The organism is Nocardia puris, assembly GCF_003315035.1.
GTDB classification, from domain to species: Bacteria; Actinomycetota; Actinomycetes; order Mycobacteriales; family Mycobacteriaceae; genus Nocardia; species Nocardia puris.
On the sequence record NZ_QNRE01000003.1, the window covers coordinates 192,551 to 219,061 of the forward strand.

The 26,511-nt window shown below is 71.9% G+C and carries 21 protein-coding genes; 10 read left to right on the forward strand and 11 right to left on the reverse strand.

Annotation, left to right across the window (positions count from 1 at the left end):
- Positions 1–74: 74 nt before the first annotated feature.
- Positions 75–1,001 carry a cation diffusion facilitator family transporter gene (locus DFR74_RS11025; protein WP_067511004.1) on the forward strand — a complete coding sequence of 309 codons (927 nt, stop codon included), beginning with the start codon at positions 75–77 and terminating at the stop codon, positions 999–1,001.
- Between the two features lie 9 nt (positions 1,002–1,010).
- Here DFR74_RS11025 and DFR74_RS11030 read toward each other — a convergent pair whose 3' ends face one another.
- Positions 1,011–2,480, reverse strand: coding sequence for a phytoene desaturase family protein (locus DFR74_RS11030; RefSeq protein WP_067511005.1), 1,470 nt, complete (start codon positions 2,478–2,480; stop codon positions 1,011–1,013).
- Between the two features lie 219 nt (positions 2,481–2,699).
- On the opposite strand from DFR74_RS11030, the gene DFR74_RS11035 reads away from it, so the two are divergent.
- A complete protein-coding gene (locus tag DFR74_RS11035; RefSeq protein WP_067511006.1) occupies positions 2,700–2,921 on the forward strand; it encodes a DUF4287 domain-containing protein in 222 nt (73 codons plus the stop codon).
- Positions 2,922–3,044: 123 nt separating this feature from the next.
- On the opposite strand, the gene DFR74_RS11040 is transcribed toward DFR74_RS11035, so the two are convergent.
- Complete coding sequence (locus DFR74_RS11040) at positions 3,045–4,412, reverse strand: cation:dicarboxylate symporter family transporter (protein WP_067511007.1); 1,368 nt, start codon at positions 4,410–4,412, stop codon at positions 3,045–3,047.
- A 421-nt stretch (positions 4,413–4,833) separates the two neighbouring features.
- Here DFR74_RS11040 and DFR74_RS11045 point away from each other — a divergent pair, with 421 nt between their 5' ends.
- Positions 4,834–6,423, forward strand: a complete 1,590-nt coding sequence (locus tag DFR74_RS11045; protein ID WP_084537856.1) for a sensor histidine kinase — start codon at positions 4,834–4,836, stop codon at positions 6,421–6,423.
- Positions 6,420–7,124 (forward strand): response regulator, encoded by a 705-nt coding sequence (locus DFR74_RS11050; protein WP_067511008.1) that lies wholly within the window; start codon positions 6,420–6,422, stop codon positions 7,122–7,124. The genes DFR74_RS11045 and DFR74_RS11050 overlap by 4 nt, the downstream gene beginning before the upstream one ends.
- A 2-nt stretch (positions 7,125–7,126) precedes the next feature.
- On the opposite strand, the gene manB is transcribed toward DFR74_RS11050, so the two are convergent.
- The 3 genes from manB to rfbD form a co-directional block, all read right to left on the reverse strand.
- Positions 7,127–8,206, reverse strand: a complete 1,080-nt coding sequence (manB, locus tag DFR74_RS11055) for a mannose-1-phosphate guanylyltransferase (protein ID WP_067511009.1) — start codon at positions 8,204–8,206, stop codon at positions 7,127–7,129.
- Between the two features lie 65 nt (positions 8,207–8,271).
- Positions 8,272–9,159: a glycosyltransferase family 2 protein gene (locus tag DFR74_RS11060; RefSeq protein ID WP_067511010.1), complete on the reverse strand. Its 888-nt coding sequence runs from the start codon at positions 9,157–9,159 to the stop codon at positions 8,272–8,274.
- Between the two features lie 401 nt (positions 9,160–9,560).
- Entirely contained in the window at positions 9,561–10,415 is an 855-nt protein-coding gene (rfbD, locus tag DFR74_RS11065) for a dTDP-4-dehydrorhamnose reductase (protein ID WP_067511011.1), read from the reverse strand.
- 222 nt (positions 10,416–10,637) lie between these two features.
- Between rfbD and DFR74_RS11070 the strand changes: the two genes are divergently transcribed.
- The 3 genes from DFR74_RS11070 (at position 10,638) to DFR74_RS11080 (ending at position 14,223) form a co-directional block, all read left to right on the forward strand.
- On the forward strand, positions 10,638–12,062 hold the full coding sequence (locus DFR74_RS11070) for an LCP family protein (RefSeq protein WP_407675245.1): 1,425 nt from the start codon (positions 10,638–10,640) through the stop codon (positions 12,060–12,062).
- Between the two features lie 15 nt (positions 12,063–12,077).
- On the forward strand, positions 12,078–12,797 hold the full coding sequence (locus DFR74_RS11075; protein ID WP_067511019.1) for a TIGR03089 family protein: 720 nt from the start codon (positions 12,078–12,080) through the stop codon (positions 12,795–12,797).
- Positions 12,798–12,915: 118 nt separating this feature from the next.
- On the forward strand, positions 12,916–14,223 hold the full coding sequence (locus tag DFR74_RS11080; protein ID WP_067511012.1) for a cytochrome P450: 1,308 nt from the start codon (positions 12,916–12,918) through the stop codon (positions 14,221–14,223).
- 156 nt (positions 14,224–14,379) lie between these two features.
- Here DFR74_RS11080 and DFR74_RS11085 read toward each other — a convergent pair whose 3' ends face one another.
- Positions 14,380–15,927 carry a serine hydrolase domain-containing protein gene (locus DFR74_RS11085; RefSeq protein ID WP_067511013.1) on the reverse strand — a complete coding sequence of 516 codons (1,548 nt, stop codon included), beginning with the start codon at positions 15,925–15,927 and terminating at the stop codon, positions 14,380–14,382.
- 173 nt (positions 15,928–16,100) lie between these two features.
- Positions 16,101–17,669 carry a carboxylesterase/lipase family protein gene (locus tag DFR74_RS11090; RefSeq protein WP_084537855.1) on the reverse strand — a complete coding sequence of 523 codons (1,569 nt, stop codon included), beginning with the start codon at positions 17,667–17,669 and terminating at the stop codon, positions 16,101–16,103.
- Positions 17,670–17,818: 149 nt separating this feature from the next.
- Here DFR74_RS11090 and DFR74_RS11095 point away from each other — a divergent pair, with 149 nt between their 5' ends.
- Positions 17,819–18,043: an FmdB family zinc ribbon protein gene (locus tag DFR74_RS11095; protein ID WP_067511014.1), complete on the forward strand. Its 225-nt coding sequence runs from the start codon at positions 17,819–17,821 to the stop codon at positions 18,041–18,043.
- Between the two features lie 15 nt (positions 18,044–18,058).
- Here the strand turns inward: DFR74_RS11095 and DFR74_RS11100 are convergent, their stop codons facing one another.
- The 4 genes from DFR74_RS11100 to DFR74_RS11115 all read right to left on the reverse strand — a co-directional run bounded on the left by DFR74_RS11100 (position 18,059) and on the right by DFR74_RS11115 (position 21,912).
- On the reverse strand, positions 18,059–18,349 hold the full coding sequence (locus DFR74_RS11100; protein ID WP_067511015.1) for an Rdx family protein: 291 nt from the start codon (positions 18,347–18,349) through the stop codon (positions 18,059–18,061).
- A gap of 54 nt (positions 18,350–18,403) precedes the next feature.
- Positions 18,404–18,802 (reverse strand): YchJ family protein, encoded by a 399-nt coding sequence (locus DFR74_RS11105; protein WP_113975064.1) that lies wholly within the window; start codon positions 18,800–18,802, stop codon positions 18,404–18,406.
- A gap of 225 nt (positions 18,803–19,027) precedes the next feature.
- Entirely contained in the window at positions 19,028–19,405 is a 378-nt protein-coding gene (locus DFR74_RS11110; protein WP_067511021.1) for a hypothetical protein, read from the reverse strand.
- A 77-nt stretch (positions 19,406–19,482) separates the two neighbouring features.
- Positions 19,483–21,912, reverse strand: a complete 2,430-nt coding sequence (locus tag DFR74_RS11115) for an AAA family ATPase (protein WP_232331801.1) — start codon at positions 21,910–21,912, stop codon at positions 19,483–19,485.
- Between the two features lie 442 nt (positions 21,913–22,354).
- Between DFR74_RS11115 and DFR74_RS11120 the strand changes: the two genes are divergently transcribed.
- Positions 22,355–25,309, forward strand: coding sequence for a DUF5691 domain-containing protein (locus DFR74_RS11120; RefSeq protein ID WP_233444438.1), 2,955 nt, complete (start codon positions 22,355–22,357; stop codon positions 25,307–25,309).
- Positions 25,300–26,391 carry an ATP-binding protein gene (locus DFR74_RS11125; protein ID WP_067511023.1) on the forward strand — a complete coding sequence of 364 codons (1,092 nt, stop codon included), beginning with the start codon at positions 25,300–25,302 and terminating at the stop codon, positions 26,389–26,391. The genes DFR74_RS11120 and DFR74_RS11125 overlap by 10 nt, the downstream gene beginning before the upstream one ends.
- The last annotated feature ends 120 nt before the right edge of the window (positions 26,392–26,511 follow it).

Here is a 26,511-nt window from a genome sequence, read left to right on the forward strand (position 1 = left end):
ATACCATCAAAATCGGGCGGTGGGACCGCCGTGTCGGGATCGCGGGGCGGGGCGGTCCGGGTAGCGTCGCGCGCATGGCGTCCAGTGGAGGCAAGGCGGCGATCTTCGCGGCGCTGGCGGCGGATGCGGGGATCGCGATCGCGAAGTTCATCGGCGCGGGGATCACCGGGTCGTCCTCGATGCTGGCCGAGGCGGTGCACTCGGTGGCCGACACGTCGAATCAGTTCCTGCTCCTGCTCGGGCAGAAGCGGGCGGCGCAGAGCCCGGACCGGTTGCATCCCTTCGGCTACGGGCGCAACCGGTATTTCTACGCGTTCGTGGTGGCGCTGGTGCTGTTCTCGCTCGGGTCGCTGGCCGCGATCTACGAGGGCGTCGGCAAGATCCGCGAGCCCGAAGAGTTGACGTCGCCGCTGGTCGCGATCGTGATCCTCGGGGTCGCGGTGGCGCTGGAATCGTTCAGCCTCGCGACGGCGCGGCGCGAATCCCGGCCGCTCAAAGGACGTTCCAGCTGGTGGGAATTCATCCGCACCTCGCGCAACCCGGAACTGCCCGTGGTGCTGCTGGAGGACAGCGGCGCGCTGGTGGGCCTGCTGTTCGCGTTCGCGGGCGTCGGGCTGACCGTGCTCACCGGCGATCCGATCTGGGACGGCATCGGTACCCTGGCCATCGGCGTGCTGCTCGGCGCGATCGCGGTGGTGCTCATCGTGGAGATGAAGAGCCTGCTCATCGGCGAGGGCGCCACCCCGGCGGAATACGCCGCCATCCGCGCCAACCTCGTCGACGGCGAGCACATCGACCGCGTCATCCACCTGGAAACCGAATACCTCGGCCCCGAGGACATGCTCGTCGCCGCCAAGATCGCCATCGTCCCCGGACTCGACATCGCCACCGTGGCCACCGCCATCGACGCCGCCGAAGTCCGCGTGCGCGCGGCGGTGCCGCACGTGAACCGGATGTACTTGGAACCGGACCTGTATCGCGCGGTGCGTGCAGATACGTGAGCCCGCGCGTCAGCGGGACCGAATCTTGCTGTCGCGCACCAGGTCCAACGGTTCAGTGTGGATGTCGAACTCGCGGCGCAGGACGCGGTGGGCGGCGTGGAGGCCGCACATGCCGTGGACGCCGGGGCCCGGTGGGGTCGCTGACGAGCACAGATAGACGCCGGGAAGTGGTGTGGCGTAGGGGTTCCAGCGGGGTGCCGGGCGGAATGCCGTCTGCAGCAGCGTCATCGCGCCCGCGGAGATGTCGCCGCCGACGTAGTTGGCGTTGTGCGTGGGCATTTCGGCGGCCGTGCACACGTTCTTCGCGAGGATCAGGTCGCGGAATCCGGGGGCGAAACGTTCGACCTGGTCGATCACGACCTCACTGATGTCGATATCGGAGCCGTTGGGTACGTGGGCGTAGGTGTAGAAGGTGTGTTTGCCTTCGGGTGCGCGCGTGGGGTCGACGACGCCGGGTTGGATGGCCAGCACGTAGGGCCGGTCGGCGTGGCGGCCCGAGGCGACCGCGCCTTCCGCCGCCATCGCCTCGGCCCGGCTGCCGACCAGGTGCAGGGTGCCCGCGCGATCGCAGCCCTCCGCCGCCCACGGCACCGGGCCCGACAGGGCGAAGTCGACCTTGCACGCCGCGCCGCCGTAGCGGAACTTGCCGAGCCGCTTGGCATATCGCTGCGGCAGCCGGTCACCGGCGATGCGCAGCAAGCCCGCCGGGGCCAGGTCGAGGAGAATCGCTCGCGCACCGCCGAATTCGTCCAGCGAGTCGACGCGGTGGCCGGTGTGCACGGTGCCGCCGAGGGATTCGAGTTCGGCGATCAGCGCATCGGGGATCGCTTGGCTGCCACCGCGCGGGATCACCCAGCCCTCGGCGTGCGCGAGGGTGCCGAGCAGCAGGCCCGCGCCCACGGCCGGGAGCGCGCGCGGTGACGTGATCGCGTGCGTCGCAACGCCACTCAGCAGCGCGGGCGCGGCGTCCTCGCGGAAACGGATGTTCCACAGCGGCGAGCCCTGTTCCAGTAGCCGCAGCCCGAACCGCGTCGCGGCTCCCAGATCGTCGGGGATGCCGCGCAGATCACCCATCGCGACGTCCACGACCCCGGGCCAGTCGCGCACCAGCGGCCCGAACAGCCGCCGCCACGCCTTCCCGTCGAGCCCGAGTCCCGCCACGGTCCGCTCCAGATCCCGCCACGCCACCGCACCCCGCCCGCCGTCGAGGGGATGCGCGTACGACGCCTCGGGGGTGAGCAGTTCCACCCCGTGCGCGGGCAGGTCGAACGCCCGGAAGAACGGTGACGCCGCGGCCATCGGATGCGCCCCCGCGCACACATCGTGCCGGAACCCCGGCAACGTCAACTCCGCCGTCCGCGACCCACCCCCGGCCGTGTCCTGGGCCTCGAACACCTCCACCGACAACCCCGCCGCCGCCAACGTCACCGCCGCCGCGAGCCCATTCGGCCCCGACCCGACCACCACGACATCAGCCATACGCCCACGCTACCCGCGCCCCAGGTTATCGATGGCCGGTGCCACGTCGCCGTGAATACAGTCATCGACGGTGCCACCACCCACTCGACCACCGACCCGGTCCGCGCACCGTCCGACGGCTGCGGACCGCTCCATGACGTGCGTCACATCGGGCGCCGAAGCGGTGAGTTCGACCGGTTCGTCTCGTCGGAAGGATGAACAGCGAGATGAGGAGAGTTCATGTCCGGCAAGCCGAGTGGTCCCGCTTCCTATTTCCCGTCCATCGAAGCCAAGTACGGCAAGCCGGTGACCGAGTGGTTCGAGTTGCTGGCAAAGTCCGGGGTGGCGGGGCACAAGGGATTGGTGGAGTGGTTGAAAGCCGAGCACGGGGTGGGGCACGGGCATGCGAACGCGTTGGTGCAGGTGCATTTGAATCCCGAGAAGTGGGGTTACTCCGCGTGATTCACGAACGAAGGGCCCGCGGATCGCGCGGGCCCTTCGTCGAGGGGGCGGGCGGCACCGGCGGGAGCTAGGCGCACGGTGCCGCCCTGGTCCCCGGCCCGGGCCGGGGACTGGCAACCGGGATCAGACCGGTACCAAGGACTTCGGTTTCGGGTCGGGTTCGGGGGAGGCGTGGTCGTCGACCATGGTGCTTTCGTCGAACGGGATCTCGCGGGCCAGCACACTGCGGACCCGGTCCACGTCGAGGGTTCTCGTCCAGGTGCCGATGAGCACGGTGGCGACGGCGTTGCCCGAGAAGTTGGTCAGCGCGCGGGCCTCCGACATGAACCGGTCGATGCCGACGATCAGACCGACCCCGTCGAGCAGTTCGGGCCGGTGACTCTGCAGGCCGCCCGCCAGCGTCGCCAGGCCGGCGCCGGTGACACCCGCCGCACCCTTCGACGCCACGATCATGAACAGCAGCAGCCCGAGCTGTTCGGGAATGCTGAGCGGCACGCCGAGCGCGTCGGCGATGAAGATCGACGCCATCGTCAGATAGATCGCGGTGCCGTCCAGGTTGAACGAGTACCCGGTGGGCACGACCACGCCCACGGTGGTGCGCTGCACGCCCATGTGCTCCATCTTCGCGATGAGCCGCGGCAGCGCCGACTCCGACGACGAGGTGCCCACGATCAGCAGGTACTCACGCCCGAGGTAGCGCGCCAGCTTGAAGATCGACACCCCCGACACCACCCGCATCAGCACGCCGAGCACGCCGAACACGAACACCAGGCAGGTCAGGTAGAAGGCGATCATCAGGGTGGCCAGCTGCACCACCGCGTCCAGCCCGGTGCGCCCGACCACGTTGGCGATGGCGCCGAACGCGCCGATCGGCGCCAGCCACAGGATCATCGCCAGGATGCGGAACACCAACTTCTGCACGATGCCGACGGCCTCGAGAATCGGCTCGCCCGCCGACCCCATCGCCTGCACCGCGAACCCCACCAGCAGCGCGACGAACAGCGCCTGCAACACGCTGCCCGCGGTGAGCGAGGAGACCAGTGTGGTCGGGATGATGTCGTGCAGGAATTCGATGGTGCCGCCCCCGCTGTGCGCCTGATCGGCGTATTTCGCTCCAGCACCGGCATTTTCGGCGATGTCCATACCGCTGCCCGGATCGAGCAGGTTGCCGACGACCAGGCCGATGCCGAGCGCGACGGTCGACATGACGAGGAAGTAGCCGAGCGCGAGCCCGCCGACCTTGCCGACCGTGGCGGCGGTGCGCACCGAGCCGATGCCGAGCACGATGGTGCAGAAGATGACCGGGGCGATCATCATCTTGATCAGGTCGACGAACATGGTGCCCAGCGGCGCGAGCGACTGCCCGACCCCGGGTGCGAGCCAGCCGACCAGCACGCCCGCGACGACGGCGACGATGACGGCCAGGTAGAGCCAGTGCGTGCGGTCGCGTTTGCGGGCCGGAGCGGGGGCGGCGTCGGTGCTGGCGCTCATCGGTTGACCTCCCCGGTGCCGCCGGGCGGCGGGGGCGGGCACTGGATGGCGCGCCCGTGCCCGGAGCGCCACGGCGCGGACAGCCGATCGCGTCGCGCGCAGTCGACACCAGCGTGCGACAAGCGCGCTGATCTAGATTTATCGCTCATGGCGAATCCTGCTCTCCGATTTGATGCCGGAATTGGCGGCCGCGCTGCCCGTGTGAGGCGGGTACGGCGTCGGAGCCGGGGTATGCACCGCGCGGCCCGATGTGCACAATGTTCTCGGCCCCAGTGACGCGGGTCACTGTTTGGTGCATAACGTTCAACGGTTATGCATAACGTTCGATGGAGGAAATCAAGTGCGACGTGATCGACCCGCATCCGGCGCGGGGTCCGATCCGTCCCCGCGACCTCGCCGGTTCCGGCACGGCCGCTATCGGCTGTCGCTGGCCGCGCAGGCGTTCGTCCTGCAGCTGGTCGTCCTGGCGCTGGTGATCGTCGGCGGTACCGTCGCCGCGGTCTTCGAGGCGCGGCGCACCAACGACCTCACCACCGAACGCGAGGTCAGGGACATATCGGTCAGCGTCGCCCAGGCTCCGTCCACGCGCGAGGCGGTGCTCTCGCCCGACCCGACGGCGCGGTTGCAGCCGGTGACCGAACAGATCCGCGTGCGCACCGGCATGGACTTCATCGTGGTCATGGCCCCCGATCGGACCCGGTTCACCCACACCAATCCCGCACAGATCGGCGGACAGTTCGTCGGCAATATCGATCGCGCGCTGGCCGGCGAGACCTTCACCGAGACCTTCACCGGCACCCTCGGCCCCTCCATCCGCGCGGTGACACCGGTGCGCGACGACGACCGGGTGATCGCCCTGGTGTCGGTCGGGGTCACCCGCGCCCGCATCGGGGATCAGGTGGCGGCGCGCCTGCCCGACATCCTGGGTGTCGCGGCGGCGGGCCTGGTGGTGGCGGCGATCGGCTCGTTCCTGCTCAGCAGGCGGCTGCGCCGCCAGACCCACGGCCTGGACCCCGACGAGCTGCGCATCATGTACGAGCACCACGACGCGGTGCTGCACTCCGTGCACGAGGGCCTGGTGGTGTTCGGCACGAGCGAGCTGGCCGAGGTGGTCAACGACGAGGCGCGCAGGCTGCTCGATCTGCCGGACGGGCCGGTGCGCCGTGCCGACCTGCCGCTGTCGCTGCGACGGATGGGCGGCGGCGTGGTGCGCGACGAGATGCACGTGACGGGCGATCGCATCCTGCTGGTGAACCAGGACATCGTCACCTCGCAGGGCCGCGCGCTCGGCACCGTGATGACGATCCGCGACCACACCGAATTGCGCAACGTGCTGGGCGAACTCGACTCGGTGCGCAGCTTCGCCGAATCGCTGCGCTCGCAGGCGCACGAGGCCGCCAACCGGTTGCACACCGTGGTCACCATGGTCGAACTCGGCAAGCCGCGCGAGGCGGTGGAGTTCGCCACCGCGGAACTCGAACTCTCCCAGTCGCTCATCGATCGGCTGATGGCCGCGGTCGGCGAACCCGCGCTGGCCGCACTGCTGCTCGGCAAGGTGAACCAGGCCGCCGAACGCGGCCTGGAGCTGACCGTCTCGGAGGACACCGCACTCGACTCCACCGCGCCGCTCACCGCCCGCGAGGCGGTGACGCTGGTCGGCAACCTGGTCGACAACGCCATCGACGCCGCCGCGGGCAGCTCCGCCGCATGGGTGGAAGTGGCGGTGCGCCAAGATGATTCGACGCTGTTCGTCCGGGTGTCGGACAGCGGGCCCGGCATGACGGCGGAGACCTTCGCCAGGGCGGCCGAGCGCGGCTACACCACCAAGGATGATCACCACGGCCTCGGGCTGGCCCTGGTGCACCGGGTCGTCGCGCGGCATCACGGGGTGATCACCGCCGACAGCACACCGGAAAGTACTGTCACCGTGACGATTCCGCGGGGGGAAGATCGAAAAAGCGCCGGACACAACGCAATACCGGCGCGAACCACCCTGGAAGGACCGTCGTGATCCGAGTGCTGATCGTCGAGGACGAACCGTTGATCGCCGAGGCGCATCGCGCCTACGTCGAGCGCATCCCCGGGTTCACCGCCGTCGGCGTCGCCCACACCGGACGCGACGCCATGCGCGCGGCCGCCACCGCCGCCGCCGACGAGAGCCCGATCGACCTGGTGCTCATGGACATCGGCCTGCCCGACACCAGCGGCCTGGACGTGGCGGCCGCGCTGAGCGGGCTCACGCCGAGCCCCGACGTCATCGCCATCACTTCCGCGCGCGACCTCACCATGGTGCGCACGGCCGTCGCCAACGGCGTGGTGCTGTATCTGCTCAAGCCGTTCACCTTCGCGGCGTTCCGCGACAAGCTGGAGCGCTACCGGGAGTTCCGCACCGCGCTACCCGCGGGCGAATCCGCCCTCTCCCAGCTCGACATCGACCGCGCGCTGAGCGCCCTGCGCACCCCCGACCAGCGCGCCAACACCCCGAAAGGCGTTGTGCCGCAGACACTCGAGGAGGTGTCGCGGTCGGTGCGCGCCGCCGCGAACGGCATCACCGCCGCGGAGGCCGCCAACACCGTCGGCGTCTCGCGGATCACCGCGTGGCGCTACCTGGAGAAGCTGGCCGACGACGGCCTGGTGCTGCGCAAGTCCGACTACGGGCGCGCGGGCCGGCCGAAGACGCGCTACCTGTGGAAGCGCGCCGACACGACCTGAGCTCAGACGTCGGTGGAGAAGCGGATGCCGCCGTCGGGGATCTCCACCCCCGGCCACACCCGCGCACCGCGCAGCAGTTCGCAGCGGGCGCCGATGTTGGCGCCGTCGCCGATGACGCCGTCGCGCACCAAGGCGCGGGGGCCGATGCGCGCGCCGAAGCCGATGATGGTGCGTTCCACCGTCGCGCCCGCCTCCACCACGGCGCCGTCGAAGACGACCGCGCCGTCCAGCCGCGCGCCCGCGCCGATCTCCGCGCCGCGACCCACCACGGTGCCGCCGATCAGCACCGCACCCGGCGCGACACCCGCGCCCGGGTGCACGAGCGATTCGCCGCGCTGACCGGGCAGCGCGGGCGAGGGCGCGATCCCGCGCACCAGATCGGCCGAACCGCGCACGAAGTCCTCGGGCGTGCCCATATCGCGCCAGTACGAGGAGTCGACGTGGCCCTGCACGCGCGCGCCCTCGGCCAGCAGCGCGGGGAACACCTCGCGCTCGACCGACACCGGCCGCCCGGCCGGGATCTTCTCGATGTACTCGCGGCGGAAGACGTAGCACCCGGCGTTGATCTGGTCGGTGGGCGGGTCCTGGGTCTTCTCCAGGAACTCCAGCACGCGGCCGTCGGCGTCGGTGGGGACGCAGCCGAACGCGCGCGGGTCCGAGACGCGCACCAGGTGCAGCGTCACATCCGCCTTGGTGGACTCGTGGGTGTCGAGGATGGCGCCCAGGTCGGTGCCGCCGAGGACGTCGCCGTTGAACACCATCACGTTGTCGGCGCGCAGCTTGGGCAGCACGTTGCGGATGCCGCCGCCGGTGCCCAGCGGCTCGGTCTCGGTGACGTACTCGATCTCGAGCCCGAGTTCGGCGCCGTCGCCGAAGTGCTCCTCGAACACCTCCGCCTTGAACGACGTGCCAAGCACCACATGCGTGATCCCGGCCTCGGCGATGCGCGCGAGCAGGTGGGTGAGGAACGGCAAGCCCGCCGTGGGCAGCATGGGCTTGGGGGCCGACAGGGTCAGCGGCCGCAGCCGCGTGCCCTGACCGCCGACCAGAATCACGGCGTCGGTGCCTGGATTTCCTGCCATCGGTGTTCCCCTGTTCGCCTCTCCACGCGGCGCTGGTGCGCCTGTTGACCGCGCCTCGGGGACCGTTACCGGCCCTGCTGGCGCAGAGCGGATCGAACCGCAATCCGGGAGCGGATCGCAAGTCCGGCGCGCAGCGCCAGCCGCAGCGGTGCCTGCCACCAGTGCGGATGCCGGTCGGCCTGGAAGCGGTACGCGCTGGCGTGGTGCGCGGGCAGCATCACCTCGGGATGCCGTCCGGCGGCGTGTCCCTTGGCGTGCGTGACCTCGGCCGACGGCACGAAGACATTCTGCCAGCCCGCCTTGCCCATGCGGTCGCCGAAGTCGACGTCCTCCATGTACATGAAGTAGCGGGAGTCGAAGCCCTCGATGGCGTCGAACGCCGAGCGGCGCACCAGCAGGCAGGAGCCGGACAGCCAGCCCACCGGGCGCTCGGAGATCTCCTCGTTCTCCTGGCGGTAGCGCCGCGTCCACGGGTTGCCGGGCCACACCGCGCCGAGGATGGCGTGGCCCGCGCCGTCGGCCAGGCCGGGCACCCGGCGCGCGGAGGGGTAGACGCTGCCGTCCGGTTCGCGCACCATCGGCCCGAGCGCGCCCGCGCGCGGCCACCGCTGGGCGGCGGCGAGCAGGTCGTCGATGGCGTCGGTGCCCCAGCGGATGTCGGGGTTGGCGATCACGATGAACTCGATCGACGGGTCGATCTCGGCGACCGCCCGGTTGATGGCACCGCCGTACCCGATATTGCCGCCGGTGCGCAGCAGCCGCACGTGCGCGTTGGCCTCGGCCACCAGCTCCGGCACCCCGTCCACCGACCCGTTGTCGGCCAGGATCACCCGCGGTTTCTCGCTGGTCGCGTGGGCCAGGGTGGTGATGAAGTGCTCGAGGTGCTCGCCGGGCGAATAGGTTACCGTGACGACGGCAAGGCCACCGGGGGCCGCGGGATCGGGTGCGCTCACGCCACAGCCTCGCTGGCGCTCGCCCGCAGCGTGCGCGCGGCGCACTGTGACATGGTTCGCTCACTACGTTCGCTCACGACTCCGCAGCCTAGTAGGAACCACGCCGCCGCGCGTGGCCGGTTCCACACTCGCGCGAGACCGGACGGTCTGGATCGGCGGGGCCGGACGACCCGAATCCGGTACGCGCCCATCGTTTCTCATCGCGCGGGTGGCGGGCCTTCCGGCTCGGGCCGCGCAGGGCCTGGGCAGCGGATCGACGTCACGGACCGGTCCGCTGCCTGCCGCCCCGCGGTATGTCGGCCAACGCGGGCGGTTCGCCGACGGGCCCGTTCGCGAAGTGCATCGCGCCGTTCCACCGGCCTACGTGCCGCCACAGATCTCCGGCCGAAGGCGAGCGTCGATCACCGCTCGTCCGACAGCGCCGCGTGCAATGCCGCGCGCCAGTCGCGCAGCGGGGTCAGCCCCGCCTCGGCCCAGGCGCGGCCCGAGAGCACCGAGTAGGCCGGGCGGCGGGCGGGGCGGGGGTAGGCGGACGAGTCGACGGGACGGATGCGCTCGGGATCGGCGCCGATCTCGGCGAATACCGCGCGGGCCAGGTCGAACCAGGTGGCATGCCCGGCGTTGGTGGCGTGCAGGACGCGGGGAGCGCCGGGGTGCGCGGCGAGTTCGAGCAGACCGGCCGCCAGGTCGCGGGCGTAGGTGGGTGAGCCGAGCTGGTCGTTCACCACGGTGAGGGTGTCGCGTTCGCGCTCCAGGCGGCGCATGGTGGCGACGAAATCGCTGCCCACGCCCGTGTAGACCCACGCGGTGCGGACCACGTGGACCTGCGCGGCGCGTTCGAGCACGGCTCGTTCTCCCGCGAGCTTGGTGCGGCCGTACACCGATCTCGGGCCGGTCGGGTCGCCGGTCTCATAGGGCGCGCGCGCTGTGCCGGGGAACACATAGTCGGTCGAGAGGTGGATGAGGCGCGCGCCGACCCGTGCGCAGGCCGCGGCGAGCACGGCGGGTCCGGTGGCGTTGACGGCGAACGCGGCGCCCGGATCGGACTCGGCGGCGTCCACGGCGGTATACGCGGCGCAGTTGATCACCACGTCACCCGGCGCGATCACCGCGCCGACGGCGGCCGGGTCGGTGATGTCGAGCTCGGCGCGGGGTAACCCCAGCGCAGCGGGGTCCAGTCGCAGGATCTGTGCGCCGACCTGTCCCCCGGATCCGGTGACGAGCAGGCGGCGGGCGGCGGGCGATGCGGCGGTCACGGCCGCAAGTCTGGCACGCCGGTACACCTGCGGGTCCGGTCCGCCGGGGTAACCGTTCGTTAGCCTGGGGGCGGGGTATCCGGTCGGCACGGCCGCCGGAACGCACTACGGGGGGCCACCGGACGCGGGGGCGGTCGGGGCGAATATCGGGCTTTGTCGAGAGGATGCGCAGTGCAGCGGAGGAGTACACCGGCAGCCGCGGCGCGGTTCGACCGGCGCCCGCTGGGCGCGCTGCGCCTGTCCGCCGCGGCGCTGGCGGCGGCGGTGTTCGTGGTGACGGGTTTCGGCTGGCACAGCGTGGACGCGCTCATCTCGGGCATCGAGCGGATCGGCGGGCTCGGGCTGGGCGGCGGGCGCGACGGCGCCGTCGACATCCTGCTGGTCGGCGTGGACAGCCGCACCGACGCCCACGGCAACCCGCTCAGCCAGGCCGAACGCGACATGCTGCACGCGGGCGACGAGGTGGGCACCAACACCGACACCATCGTGCTGGTCCGCGTCCCCGACGACGGGCGCTCCGCGACCGCCATCTCCATCCCGCGCGACTCCTACGTCGACATCCCCGGCTTGGGCAAGGGCAAGATCAACTCCGCGTACGGCGCCACCAAGGAGGCCGAACGCGCCGAACTCATCGAGAGCGGCGTCGCCGCGGACCGCGCCGAGCGCGAGTCCACCGAGGCGGGCCGGCGCGCCCTGGTCGAATCCGTGGCGAACCTCACCGGCATCACCGTCGACCACTACGCCGAGGTGAGCCTGCTCGGGTTCGTGCTGCTCACCGATGCCGTGGGCGGTGTCGAGGTGTGCCTGAACAATCCCGTGAACGAGTGGATGTCGGGCGCGAACTTCCCGGCGGGCCCGCAGCGCCTGGACGGGCCGCGGGCGCTGAGCTTCGTGCGCCAGCGCCACGACCTGCCGCGCGGCGATCTGGACCGGATCGTGCGCCAGCAGGTGTTCATGGCCCAGCTGGTCGGGCAGGTGCTCAGCGCGAAGACCCTGGCGAATCCGGGCCGGTTGAGCGAACTCACCGAGGCGGTCGGGCGCACCGTGGTGCTGGACGAGGACTGGGACGTGATCGCGTTTCTTCAGCAGCTCCAGGACCTGTCCGGCGGGCAGGTGACCTTCGAGACCATCCCGGTCGCCGACCTCAACGGCACCACCGCCGGCGGCGAATCGGTCGTGCGCGTCGATCCGAAGACGGTCAAGACCTACGTCGCCTCGCTGGTCGGCGAGCAGCAGGCCGACGAACCCGCGGTGGACCCGAGGACGGTCACCGTGGACGTGTTCAACGCCGGCGGCGTCGCCGGACTGGCCGCGCAGGTGTCGCAGGCGCTGGGCGGCAAGGGTTTCCGGCCGGGCGAGGTGGGCAATTACCAAGGGGCGGGCGTCACCGGCAGCCGGGTGCTCGCGGCCGACAGCTCGGACCCGAAGGCCGCCGCCGTGGCCGAGGCCCTGGGCGGACTGACCGTGGTCGCGGAACCGGGCATGGCGCCGGATGCGGTGAGCGTCGTGCTGGCGAGCGACTATTCTGGTCCGGGCTCGGCCGCGAGTTCGGTGTTCGACTTCTCCGGAACGTCGGGCACCGCGACACCGGTTCCCCCCGCCCCTCCGATCGACGCAGGCCAGAACGGACCGAAATGCGTGAACTGAAGCGTGAAGGAACCCATGCGTGACCACGGCGCGCCGAACCTCACCGAGGCGGTGCTCGATCCGATCCTGTCCAGGGACCCCGCCGGGCCGCGCGTCACGTATTACGACGACGCCACCGGCGCCCGCGTCGAACTGTCCGGCCTGACGCTGGCGAACTGGGCGGCCAAGACGGCCAACCTGATCCGCGACGAATTCGGCCTCACCCCCGGCGCGCGCGTGGCGGTGCTGCTGCCCGCGCACTGGCAGACCGCGGCGGTGCTACTGGGCTGTTGGTGGGCCGGGACCGAAGTGGTGCTGCGCCCCGATCCCGACGCCGAACTGGCGCTCGTCACGGCGGGCCGGATCGACGACGCCGACGGTATCGATGAGGTGGCCGCGCTGTCATTGGACCCGCTGGGCGCCCCGATCCGCGATCTGCCCGTCGGCATCACCGATTTCGCCACGGCGGTGCGCGTGCACGGCGACCAGTTCTTCCCCGGCGGCGCCGGTGTGGCGCTGGACGGCCTGGCGGTCGCCGAGGTGCTCGCGGCGGCCCGCAAATCGGCGGCCCGCCAAGGGTTCTCCGAGGGCGACCGGGTGCTCTCCAGCGCACCGTGGGACACCCCGGAGGAACTGATCAACGGGTTCGTCGCGGTGCTGGCGGCGGGCGCCTCGCTGGTGCAGGTCGCCAACCCCGACCCCGGCCGTCGGGATCGATTGATCGAATCGGAGCGGGTCACCGCGCAGGTGGGGTGAGCGCGAACCGGCGTCTCCTACCGGAGTAGGAGACGCCCTCCGACTCCGGAACAGTTCCCCCGTCGGCCGCGAATCCGTACCGTGGATGTTGTCCGCACAACGATGGGGTTGATGGGATATGAAGCCGCAGTACTGGTTCCGCTGGCTGTCACAGCAGGGTCTGCCTCGCCTGATCCTGCGCACCCGCGCGCGGCGCGGGGACACGTTCGCCCAGTTGATGGGCGGGCCCGCGGGCATCGCCGATCCGTATCCGCTGATCGAGGACCTGCGCGGCCGCGGCCGGATGGTCCGCACGCCGCTGGCCTGGGCCACCGTCGATCACGAACTGTGCCGCACCATTCTGCGTGACAACCGCTTCGGCGTGCGCACCACCGAGAGCTTCGGCATCCCGAAGCCGCTGCAGATCCTGGCCGACCGCTCGCCGCTGCCGCCCAACCCGGTCGAACCGCCGTCGATGCTGGTGATCGACCCGCCCCAGCACACGGCCATGCGCAAACCGGTCGCCTCGGCGTTCACCCCGCGCGCCATCGGCAGGCTGCGCGACCGCATCGAGTCGGTCACCGTGGAACTGCTGGACGCGCTGCCCTCCGGCGGCTCGGCCGACCTGGTCGCGGCCTACGCCTCGCAGGTCCCGATCGCGATCATCTCCGAGATGCTCGGCTTCCCCGACCGGGACCGCGCCATGTTCCTGGAGTGGGGCGACCGGATGACGCCACTGCTGGATCTGGGCATCCCGTGGCGGGCGCACCGGCGCGCGCTGGTGTCGATGGAGGTGATGAACGACTACCTCGATCAGCACATCGCCCGGCTGCGCCGCGATCCCGGCGAGGACATCCTGAGCACCCTGGTCGCCTCGGGCGACCTGGACGACTACGCGCTCAAGGCCACCGCCAGCCTGCTGATGGGCGCGGGTTTCGAGACCACGGTCAACCTGATCGGCAACGGGGTGGTGCAGCTGGTCCGCAATCCCGATCAGCTCGCGCGGCTGCGCGAGGAGCCGGACCTGTGGCCGAACGCCGTCGAGGAAGTGCTGCGCCTCGACTCCCCGGTGCACACCACGGCGCGCACCGCGCACGAGGACGTGGAACTCGGCGGCGTGCGGCTGCGCAAGGGCAACACGGTGGTGCTGTCGCTGGCGGGCGCGAACCGCGACCCGAAGGTGTTCGCCGACCCCACCCGCTTCGACGTGGGGCGGGCCAACGCCAGGGATCACCTGTCGTTCAGCAACGGCATCCACGTCTGCCTGGGCGCGGCCCTGGCGCGCATGGAGGGCACGTACGCGTTGCGGGCACTGTTCGAACGGTTCCCGGATCTCCGCCTGGACGGCGCACCCCGCCGCCGCGAACTGTTCACCCTGCACGGATATTCGCGGATGCCGGTCGATCTCGGGCACCGCGCGCCGCTGCGGACCACGGCGAGTGTCTGAGGAATCCGGGCGTCCGAACGTCGCGCGTTTCACCGCCCCTCGCAGGAGCGGGCGGCGCTGAATACACGCCGCGGCCGGAGTGTCGGGTACGCGGATGCGGCCCTCGTGGCTCGGACACGACCTCGAGATCTCGGCCGACGACGGGCGGGTCCTGGATCACGACACCGATCGCGACGATGACGACTGAGGGCTGACCGCCTCGGCGGACGGTGGGTCGGCGGGCGCGGTTCGCCTGGCGCGCAAGCGAACCGCGCGCACCGCTACCACCGCCGCCCCGGCGACCGACGCCACCACCAGGAAGATCGGCGCGGACGGCAGCACGTACAGCACGTGCTCGTACCCGCCCGCGCGACCCGCGAACACCAGCGAACCCAGCTGGGGCAGCAACACCAGCGGGGGAATCGCCGCCAGATAAGGCAATTGGGTCGCCACGGTACGCGCGAGCGGCCATCCGGCTCGACGGTCGGCCCAGCCCTTGGCGCGGCCGATCAGCACCCCCGCGCTCACCACCACACCGAGGGTGGCCGCGCCGAGCGCCCAGTCGGCGTAGATCCCGGCCGGGCGGCGCACCTCGGGATCCTGGCCTCGGGTCAGCGCGACCAGTCCGTCGGCGATGATCGCGGGGTCGTCCTCCAAGCCCATCCCCATGTTGGCGAGAACGGCTATGCCGTAACCGGTTTCGGGGAGCAGCACCTGCTGGGCGGTATAGGTGAACCAGTCGCCGCCGTGATAGACGCGCGTGGGATCGGTCTCGTCGTACTGCCACCCCATGCGATAGCCGCCGACCGGAGACGGGGCGTGCATCAGATTCACCGACTCCTCGGTGGCGATCCGCGGCCCCTCCCCCGCGCGCCCGCCGCCGTTCTGCACCGTCAGCCAGCGCGCCAGATCCGCCGCCGTGGTGACGATGCCGTGGCTGCCGTTGACGAACCAGTCGATCTCGCCGACCGCGATCGCCTTGCCGTACAGGCGGATATGGCCGCGCGGTACGTCGTGCGCGTCGGCCGGGCGGTCCACGGTGTAGCTGTCGGCCATGCCGATCGGCTCGAAGATGTGCTCGCGCAGGTAGTCCCCGTACGGTTGCCCCGCGACGACTTCCACGATGCGGGCGGCGACCTGGAAATTCGGGTTGTGATAGTGGTACTCGGTCCCCGGTTCGGAGGCCAGCTCGGCGTCCTTCAGCCGCGTCACCGCCTCCTCGAGCGAATGCGCCTGCGGCATACGCAGATCCGCGAACGCGCTGTCGGCCATCCCGGAGGTCTGCTGCATCAGCTGCCGCACGGTGATGCGCTCGGCGCGGTCGTCGGCCATGACGAAGTCGGGCAGGTACCGTCGCACCGGCTCGTCCAGCGAGACCCGCCCCGCTTCCACCAGCTGCATGACCGCCAGCGCCGCAAAGGATTTGCTCACCGACGCGACGGGCATCGGGGAGTCACCGGTGATGGCGGCCCCTGTCGAATCCGTTCCGTACCCCGCGACGTGCACCACCCGGTCGCCGTGCGTGATCGCCACCGCCACCCCGGGCAATCCGGTCCGGTCCAGGTACTCCTCCACGAACCTGTCCACCGCCGCCGCGTCGACGTCACCGGCCGCCTCCTGCGCACCGACCGGCCCGGCGGGAAATACGGCGAGCAGCAGGAACCCGAACACCGCGAGCAGCGCCCCGCCCGCGACCCGCCACGACGCCCCGCCTCGACCACCCATCACGCCACACTCCAATCCGGCACCCGAACCTCGGCGGATGCCGAACGCACCACCAGCCGCCCCCACCCGGCACATCCGGCCGGGCTCGACCGCCCCACCAGTCTGCCCGAGCCGATCCGCGAGCCCCAGGCACCAGAAATCGGGTCCACCGGCCCGACTGCGTGGCCCCGCGCTCAGCTGAAGCCCACGGCTTGGTCCCCCCAGGCGGTGAAGAGCTGTTCGTCGGGGTTGTCCACCACGCGGTCGGCGGTGTCGATGACGAGGGTCGTGCGGGTGGCCGGGTGGTACGGGGGCCAGTGCTTGGAGCCGTCGAGCGCGGCGGGCACGCCGTGGGTGGCGAAGGCCAGCCAGCGCCGCATCATGCGGCCGGAGATCTCCGTCGCCACCTTGCGGCCACCCAGCCAGAAGGTGGGGTCGTGGTTCAGCGTGCCGAAATTGCCGAAGACATACGGCAATTCGGTCGCGTGTCCCGCGCCGACGCGGGCGGCCCGCAACATCGGGGTGGCGGCGTCGAAGCGATAGGCCCAGGTGCGGGAGTGCTGGGCGTGGGCGTCGGCCACCCAGTGCGCGGGCATGCGGAACGCCGCGTCGGTGGACATGGCCAGCGCGCCGCGCGTCTTGTCCAGATCCGGGTAGGCGGAGGTGATCTCGGCGATGCGCTCCGGCGACATGTCGGGGTGGCTCTGCGCCACGTCGCGCAGCATCACGTTCACCGCGTCGGGCGTCACCGGCATGATCGGCGAGCGGAACACCCGGAACAGCGACGCCTCGTCCTTGTTGGTCCCGATGATCAGCGGCACCCGGTGCGAACGCCCCTGCTGGAACCGGTCGATCGGATACCCCGGCAACAGGTCGCCGTCGACCACCGGCGCGGCCGCCAGCCGTCCCGGCTCGGCCAGCGGCACCTCGTCGAGCAGGATGTCCGCCGCGCGCACCACCCGGTCGATCGGCAGGTCGATCAGTTCCAGCGCGCGCGAGGGCGGCAGCTCCAACAGCTCGAGGAATCGGCAGGCCACCCGCGCCGCCCGTTCCTGCCCGAAAACCGTTGTCGCGGGCGGACTCTGCGCGATCGCTCGGTGGAACAGCCCCTCGGCCGCCGGCGAGGTGAGCAGGGCCGTGACGCAGCCCGCGCCCGAGGACTCCCCGAACAGCGTGACGTTGCCGGGGTCTCCGCCGAACGCGGCGATATTGTCGCGCACCCAGCCCAGCGCGGCCAGCTGATCGTGCAGCCCGAGGTTCGGGGTGAAGCCGTGGAACAGCGAGGAGAGGTCGAGGAACCCGAGCGCGCCGAGCCGGTAGTTCACCGTGACGACCACCACGTCGCCGGTCTCGGCCAGCCTGCGCCCGTCGTAGATGGCCTGTGCGGCGGTGCCCAGGCAGTACGCGCCACCGTGCAACCACACCAGCACCGGGCGCGGCGCCTCGGCCGGCGCGAGCGGGGCCCACACGTTGAGCCACAGACAGTCCTCGCCCATGTGCAGGTCGGAGTCGACCGGCACCATGTTGCCCATCGTCTGCGGGGCGATCTCGCCGAACATGACGCAGTCGCGCACGCCGTCCCACGGCTCGGGCGGCACGGGCGGACGGAACCGGCGCGTCCCGGTGACGGGCGCCGCGTACGGGATGCTGCGCCAGACGGCGATCCCGCCCTCGGCCTGGCCGCGCACCCGTCCGGAGGTCGTCGGGACCACGGGGGCCGCCGCGTCGGCGAGGGCCCGGTCCTGCTCGATCCCAGTGCTCATGGTTCGCACCTCCTGCCACCGGCCCCACGTGCGCTGCGGAGTAGCCACACCGCGGCCGGCGCTTCGCGATCTTCCTTCGATGCTACGTCCGCCCCGGAGGTGCCACCGGGACGACGCACCAACCGTGACCGCGGCGCTACCCTGATCGAATGCCGAACTACAGCTTCCGATGCCGCAGCTGCGGGGATACTTTCGAGGTGAATCGGCCCATGGCGCGGTCCGCCGATCCGGCGACCTGCCCGAGCGGCCACGACGACACCGTCAAGCTCCTGACCACGTTCGCGACGGTCGGGAAGGCCGGTGCGGGCGCACCCCCGCCGCCCGCCGCGCCCGCCGGCGGGGGCGGTTGCTGCGGCGGAGGCTGCTGCGCCTGAGCGGCGCGGACCGGCTCAGGCGGACGGCCCATCCGCCTGACGGTCGGCATGACCGAGATCACGGTCCGGGGCGACCTTGTCGCGCACCCGCTGCTTGAGCACCGCGATCTCCGGGAACCCGCCGTCGGCCTTGCGCTCCCAGATCTGCGCGCCGTCGACGGTGATCCGGAACACCCCGCCCTCCCCGGGCACCAGCGCGACCTCGTCCAGGTCGGTGGCGAAGGTGGTGAGCAGCTCCTGCGCCATCCACCCCGCCCGCAATAGCCAGCGGCACTGGGTGCAGTACTCGATCGCAACACGTGGCATAGGGGTCGACGCTACTCGAGCGCGGGGGTGCGCGCCGGGCGGGGATCGGCCGCGTCAGGCTTCGATCACACCGTCCAGGTACATCCACGCCCCGTCTTCCCGCACGAACCGGCTGACCTCGTGCAACTCTCCGCGCCCGCGATCGTCCCGATAGTGCGCGACGAACTCGACCACCCCGGTGTCGTCGAACGGCCCGCCCCGCTCGGTCCGCAGCACCTCCAGGAACAGCCACCGCTGCCCGGGGTCGAGGTCGATCGTCGCGGGCCGGGTCCGCGCCGACCACGACCGCAGCAGGTAGTCCGCATCGCCGGTGGCGAACGCCGTGAATCGCGAGCGCATCAACGCCTCCGCCGTCGGCGCGGGCTTGTCTCCGGAAAGCGCGGGCCCGCAACATGATTCGAACGGCTCACCCCTTCGGCACGGGCACACCTGCGACTTTCCCATGCGCCCCATCCTGCCGCGCCCGGTTCGCGCTCGGGCGACCGCCCCCGCCCAGCGAACACGGCTCGATACCCACACCCGGCGGGCACAGCGCGAGCCACTACCCGCACCCCGCGAAGCCGGCTGGGGCAACCGCACCGCACCCAGCGAAGTCGGCGCACGCCACTACTCGCACCCGGCCAACGGCTCACGCCTCGGCCCGAACCCGTCACGACCGCCGACAGGCTCGGCGCAGGCTCACCCCTCGGTCCGCACCCACGTGTAGCCGTGACCCGCCAGCGCCTCGGCCACCGCCGCCGTCTGCTCCCGCCAGCGGCGCAGTTCGGTGACGCTCGGCGCGAGTTCGTAGTCGTGGTGGTGGGCGGCACGTGAGAGTGCCGCCCACACGGCCGCGACCTGCGCGGCGACCTCCGGCGTCGTGTACACGCGCAGCGCGACGAGCTGGGCGCGCATCGGGCAGCGGGTCAGCTCCGGCGCCTCGCGCGCCCACAGCTCGTCCACGGCCTGTTCGAGGGCCAGGCGCAGGATCCACGCCGTCGCCCGCGACCACACGCCACCGGCGGCCGTCACCTGGCCGTCGAGCAACCGGTCCACGGCGTCGAACCGTTCGGCCACCGACGGTCGCGGCGCGCGCGGCGGCCGCGGCGGGCGTTTCGCACCGTGCGGGCGCCGACCCGGACCGCGGCGGCCCGTCACCGGCTGATCCAGGCGATGAAACGTTCGGTGTCGCCGATCAATTCGCGCACACCGCGACGGATCGGCACGTGCGCGCCCGCCGTGACGTCGCGCAGCACGCCGACCAGCCAGCCCGCCTCCCGCGAGAGATGCGCGTTGAGGTGGTCCACGTTGTAGGTCACGCCCATGACGGCCAGCGCGACCATCGCCCGGGTGGTGTGCGCGCCCTCGACGTGGCGTTCCACCTGCCGGTGGTGCATCCCGCCCGAGAGCAGCACGCGCCGCGCCTTGGCCAGCGCCGCCGCCTCGATCGCCGAGCGGCAGCAGGTGGCGACGAGTTCGTCGGCGATGGCGGGCGGCAGCTGCGGGGTGCGGGCCAGCGACCGCGCGTCGTCGAGGTAGCGGCGCACCGGGTCGCTCGCGGTGCGCACCTCCACCACCGACCGCTCGCGCCGCTGCACCTCCAGCACCCGCGCGTCGAGTTGCATGCGGCGCACCGCCTCGGCCAGCCGCTCGTCGTGGGTGAAGACGACCACCTGCCTGCTCCACGCCACGAACGCCAGCACCCGGGCCAGCCCGTCCACCTTCGCCGGATCCATCGCCTGCACCGGATCATCGATCATGACGAAGCGAAAAGGGCTGTCCTCCACCGTGGCTCGCGGCAGGAACAGCGAAAGGCCCAGTGCGTGCAGCTCACCCTGGCTCATCACGCCCAGCGCCGCGCCGTCCACCTCGTCCACGGTGACGTCGAGCAGCACCCGCCGCGCCGTTCCGGCGTTGCCCTGCAAGCGAATCGCGCCCAGCTCCACATTGCTCTGCTGGCGCAGTGTGCGCCACACCCACCGCGCCGTGGTCTCCAGCGGCGCCATCCGTTCGTCGCGCAGACCGGCGGTGGCCGACTTCAACCACTCCTCGGCGCGCTTGAGCGTGCGCAGTTCGGCGGCGTTCACCGCCACCTCGCGCGCCCGCGCCAGCCAGCCCGCCACGCGCGGCACCAGCGGCGCCCACACCTCGTCCAGGCGGTCCAATTCCTTGCGCGTGCCCTGCTGGAGCAGATCCAGCTCGTCCACCAACCGGGTGTGCGCGGAACGCAGCCGGCCGGGCAGCCCCGGGCTGTACTCGGCGGAGCGCAGCGCGGCCCAGGCGGCCCAGGCGCGGCGCACGGCGCCGGTGTCGACGGTGGGCGGGTTGCTGGGATCGAAATCCAGTTCGGCGGGCACGTGCTCGGGCAACGACCGCGCCGCGCGCACGGCGTTGTCGAGTTCGGCGCGCGCCGTGGTGAGCGCGTCCACCTCGGCCGAAAGGCGCGCGATGGTCGCGTCGGTCTCGCGTGCCCACTCCTCGCCGAGAGTGCCGCGCCCGCACACCGGACACGCGCATTCTCCGCTCGCCGCAACGTGTTCGCGCGCACGGCGCAGCAGGTCGAGCACCCGCAGGTCGGCTTCGGCGTCGGCGGTGGAATCGCGCGCCAGCGCGTCGGCGCAGCGTTCCAGCCGTGCCGCGACGGCGTCCACCTCCGCCTCGGTGGGCAGCGCGAGCCGCACGATGGCGCGCAGTTCGGCCGGGCCACCGGTCTCGTCGGCGCCCATCATGTCGCGGCCGACGGCGGTGAGGTCGGGTTGCGCGGGACGCAGCAGTTTCGCCATCCGCACGGCGCGGTCGTCGGCCAGGCCGTCCAGCGCGGCGAGCAGATCCAGCTTCTCCTGCCGGGAATCGCGTGCGGCGCGCTCCAATTCGAGCCTGCGCGCCCGCAGGCGGTCCTGGGCGGCGGTCAGGTCGTCGAGGCCGAGCAGCTGATGCAGCGCGTCGAACAGATCGCTCGGCTTGCCGTCGACCAGGGTGCCGAGTTCGCTGTAGGAGAGGAACGGACGGTACAGCTCGAGCGCCGAAGACCAACGCGCGGCGTCGAATTCGGACTGCGCGCCGGAGGACCGGCGCTGGGTCCAGCGCGCTTCGGTGAGATCGTCGTGCTCGGACCACTCTTTCGTGATGGTGAGGTCGGGATCGCCGCCGCCGGTGAGCAATTCGAGTTCGATGCGGGTGCCACCGCCGTCGTGCAGGTTGCGCCACCCCTCCCGCCACGCCGCCGAACGCCCCTCCCACCGGCGATTTCCGCCGGTGAACGCGAGTTCGGCGGCCTCGGCGAAACTGGATTTACCGCTGCCGTTGCGGCCCACCACCAAGGTCAGGCCGGGGCCGGGCGCCAGGTCCAGGGTGGTCTCGGCGCCGATGCCGCGGAAGCCGCGCACCCGGATCGAGCGCAGGAAGATGCCGGAGTCCTCGAATTCGGTGGCCGGGTCGCCGGAGTGCACACCGCCCAGCGCGCCGAGCACCGCGTGCGCGACATCGGGGGTCACCGCGGGATCGTCGTGCAGTCGCCGCGCGACCACCTCGGTCAGACTCTCGGCGACCTCGGCCGCCGTGTCGACCGCGGGCTCGGGACACACTGTCTGACCACCCCTCCACCACCGCACCGCCGCGCGCCCTCCCGCTCGCACGCTCGGTGTCAACCTGTCGAAAGCTGAGCGAAACGCTACCCGATCGGCACGCATTCCCGCACTCGCGAACGGGTGCGACGGTGGGAAGGCGAATCTGCCCGCGGGGATGGATATGGCCATCGACAACCACGGCGGCGTCGATGTCCACCCCTCGGCCAACCCCGGCGGGCAGCTCGATGGTGTATCACCCGAAGGGGGGTGGCTCGGACGAAGCCGAACAAGACAGAATGCCAGACGAATTCGCGGTGCACAAGACCTGAGTGGTCGCGAATTCAACCATCGCCCAGCCGTTTCCACCGGCCCCTGGTGGGCGCGTCGACTGTCGGTGTGGTGGGGTAGAAATCGGGACGGCGGGGGTGGGGCCCTTGCCGTCGCGAAAGCAGGAGGCGAGATGACGCACGGCCCGATGAGCGCGCCGTGGCCCGCGGAACGGGTCACCGCGCTGGCGCCCGACGCGCGCTCGCTGGCCGCCGCGCGGGGCCTCGCCGATCGGTGGTCGGACACGGGATACCTCGGGGACGCACTGTGGGGGCGGTGTCGTGGCACGCAGATCTACGAGACCGTGGTCGATATGTCCGGTCCGGCGTCGCGCTGTTCGTGCCCGAGCCGGAAGTTCCCCTGCAAGCACGCACTGTCACTGTTGCTGGCGTGGTCGGCGGGCGCGGTGCCCGAGGCGCAACGGGTGGCCGATTTCGCCGAGTCGTGGCTGTCGGGGCGGGTCGCGCGCCCGGCTCCCGTCGCGCGCACCGCGAACCCGGCCACCGCCGAACAGCGCCGGGTGCGGGTGACGGCGGGGCTCGAGGAACTCGACCTCTGGCTCGGCGACCAGATCCGCACCGGCCTGGCCCAGACCGATCGGTCCTTCCGGGCGTTCGAGGCGGTGGCGGCGCGCATGGTCGACGCGCAGGCGCCCGCCGTGGCGAGCGTGTTGCGGCGGTTGCCCGGCACGGTCGTCACGCGCGCCGACTGGCCCGCGCGGATGCTGCGCGAGTTCGCCGGCCTGCACCTGCTCGTCGCGGCGCACCGCCGCCTGGACGAGCTGCCGCCCGGCCTGCGCGCGAGCGTCCGCACCCACATCGGCTACCCGACCCCGGCCGAGTCGGTGCGCGCCGAACCCCGCGTCCGCGACGAGTGGATGACGCTCGGCGTGCGCGTCACCGAGGACGAGCGGCTGTACACCCGCCGCACCTGGCTCTACGGCCGTCACACGCACCGCTGGGCCGTGCTGGTGGACCATTCCTTCGGCGATCCCACCTTCGCCGCCACCGCCCCCGCGCTCGGGTTCCAGAGCGACGCCGACCTGCACTTCTATCCGGCCGCCGCGCCGCTGCGCGCGCTGTGGGGGACGCGGCACGGGGCGGATGAACCGTTCACCACGCTGCCGAAGGCGCCCGATACAGCGGAGTCCTCCTCGCCCGGCGAAACTCCGGTGCCCCAACCAGCCGTGGGTCACTCGTCGACCGCACGCCGTGGGCCTGTCGCACGGGCGCTGGAGGAGCACGCGGCGGCGCTGGGGGCGGACCCGTGGTTGCGCGGGTGGCCGGTGCTACTGCGGAATGTGGTGCCCGTGGCGGCGCAAGCGCCGGGTGCCGAGGAACCTACCGGAGAGGGCGGTCTCGGCAGGTGGCGAGTGGTGGATGCGTCCGGTGCGGCGCTGCCCCTTGTCGCCGGTGCGGAGCCGTGGATGTCGCTCGCGGTGTCAGGTGGGTATCCGGTGGCCGTGGCCGGGGAATGGACCGCCGACGGTTTGGTGCCGGTCTCGGTGTTCACGTCCGGTGAGTGCGTGGGCTTGGAAAGCGAAGGCGGGCAAGGGAAAGAGGCCGCGTCCGAGTCCCCGGACGAACTGGTCTCCGTGGCGTTGCTCGGGACCGCGCGCCGAGCGCCCGACCCGTCGCGGCTGCCCGAACCGGTGGCCGCCGCCGCGAGCGCACTGGACACCGATCCCGCCTTCCTCCTTCTCGAATCCGCCGCTCTCCGCGACTCTTTCGCACATGGCGGGGTGCGCGCGGATACCGCCGATCCGCCATCCGCCGCCGTCGACGACGACCGCCCCGCACTCCCCCGGGCTGTCGCCGCCCGTCTGTCCGACATGCTGCGCGACCGCTCGCCGTTCCTCCCGGAGTGGTTCGCCGCCACCGCCGCGCGCGACTTCCGCGCCCCCGACGCGCTGTGCCCGCAGGTGCTCACCGCCGCGCTGACTACACAGGAACACCGCGAACAACTGCTCCGGCTGGCGGGCGCCCGTGGCCGGTGGCTCGCCGAGCAGCATCCCGGATGGCGGAACCTGTTGTCGCTGTGGCCTTCCGACGACGACGGCGACGATCTGTGGCGGCACGGCACCCCTGCGCAACGCCGCTCGTGGCTCGCGCGCCTGCGCCACCGTGACCCCGATGCCGCCCGCGAGATCCTCGCCGAATCGTGGGCGAGCGAACCGGGCGCGGAGAAAGCCGATCTGCTCGGCATTCTCGCCGACGGGCTCGGCACCCGCGACGAATCCCTGCTGGAGACCGCGCTCGACGACCGCAGGGCCGAGGTGCGCAGAACGGCCGCGAGCCTGCTCACGGTACTGCCGGATTCCGCATTCGCCCGGCGGATGCGGCACCGAGCGCGCGAGTGGGTTGTCCCGAACGCCGACGGCTCCCTGGCCAGGATCGCGGTCCCCGACGACCTCGACGCCGACGCCCGGTGCGACGGAATCACCGATCGCACCGTCGAATTCGCCTACCGCTGGAACGGCGCACCCGATCTCGCCGCCGGCCGCCTGCGCCAACTCGTCGCGGCCACCCCGCTGGACCACTGGGCGGCCGTCCTCGGCCCACCCGCCACGGCCCTGCGGGTCACGGTCGAGGAACGTTTCCGCCAGCCGCTGTTCGACGGCTGGGTCGACGCGGCCCTCGCCCACGGCGATCCCGACTGGGCGGCAGCGCTTTTCGCGGGCGGCATCCCTTCCGACACCGCACTGCTGCGCCGCCGCGAACTGTTCGCCGAACTCGCCGCCGAGGACCGGGTGCGGCATCTGCTCCGCCTCGACGGCTCCTGGCTGTCCGAACTGGAAGCGCTGCTGCCCGCCGCCCCGCACCCGTGGCCGCAGGCGCTGGCCCAGCACGTGCTCCTGCTGCTGTTCGAGCGCGCCCGCGTCGCCGCGGGACGCACCGCGGGGCACGGCGTCGGCCCCGCCGCCCACCGCTCCCTGCTCGCCGCGGCCGCCGCCCACCTCCCGGTCGACGCGGCCGACGCAGCGAGCGCCCTCGCCGCCCGCTGCGAGGACCCGGCCTGGTCGCGCGCCTTCGACCGCCTCGCCACCGACCTCACCTTCCGATCCGAAATGCTGGAGGAATTGCCGTGATCGAAGCGCTGTTGCGTCCGCACGCCGAGCAAGCGCACGCCGAGGAGTTGCGCGCGCTGGCCGCGGCCGACGACCGGCCGCGTCCGCCCGCGTGGCGGCTCTCGCCGTGGGCGGTGGTGACGTATCTGCTGGGCGGCACGCTCGACGACGGCACCGTGATCACGCCGAAGTACGTGGGGCCGCGCCGGCTCATGGAGGTCGCCGTCGCCACGCTGGCCACCGACCGCGCGCTGCTGCTGCTCGGCGTGCCGGGAACCGCGAAAACCTGGGTCTCGGAACATCTTTCGGCCGCGATCTCCGGCGCGTCCACGCTGCTGGTGCAGGGCACGTCGGGCACCACGGAGGAGTCGATCCGCTACGGCTGGAACTACGCGCGCCTGCTCGCCGAGGGGCCGAGCGAGGCCGCGCTCGTCCCCTCGCCGGTGATGACAGCGATGCGCACCGGCGCGCTGGCCCGGATCGAGGAGCTCACCCGCATTCCCTCCGACGTGCAGGACGCGCTGATCACCGTCCTGTCGGAGAAGACGCTGCCCGTACCCGAACTCGGCACCGAGGTGCAGGCGGCGAAGGGCTTCAACGTGATCGCGACCGCCAACGACCGCGACCGCGGCGTGCACGAACTCTCCTCCGCGCTGCGCCGCCGCTTCAACACGGTGGTGCTGCCGCTGCCCGCCGACGAGGAGGACGAGGTCGCGATCGTCACCCGCCGCGTCGCCCAGCTCGGCGCGGCACTGGAACTGCCCGCCACCCCGTCCGCCGCCGAGGAGGTGCGCCGGGTGGTGCGGGTGTTCCGCGAATTGCGCTCGGGCGTCACGGCCGACGGGCGCACCAAGCTCAAATCCCCCTCCGGCACCCTGTCCACCGCCGAGGCGATCTCGGTGCTCACCAACGGCATCGCCCTGGCCACCCACTTCGGCGACGGCGTGCTGCGCCCCACCGATGTGGCGGGCTCCCTGCTCGGCGCGATCGTCAAGGACCCGGTCACCGACGCCGCCATCTGGACCGAATACCTGGAAGCCGTTGTCCGCGAACGGCCCGACTGGGCCGACCTGTACCGCGCCTGCCGCGAGGTCGGCGAGTAGACGGACATGGTCGCGCCACTCGAAGGGTCCGGAGTCGACCGGCGATCCGACAGCGTGGACGCCGGGATCCGTCGTGCACCGGAAGCCGTTCGCGCCGAGCATGATTCGGCTCGGGCGGCC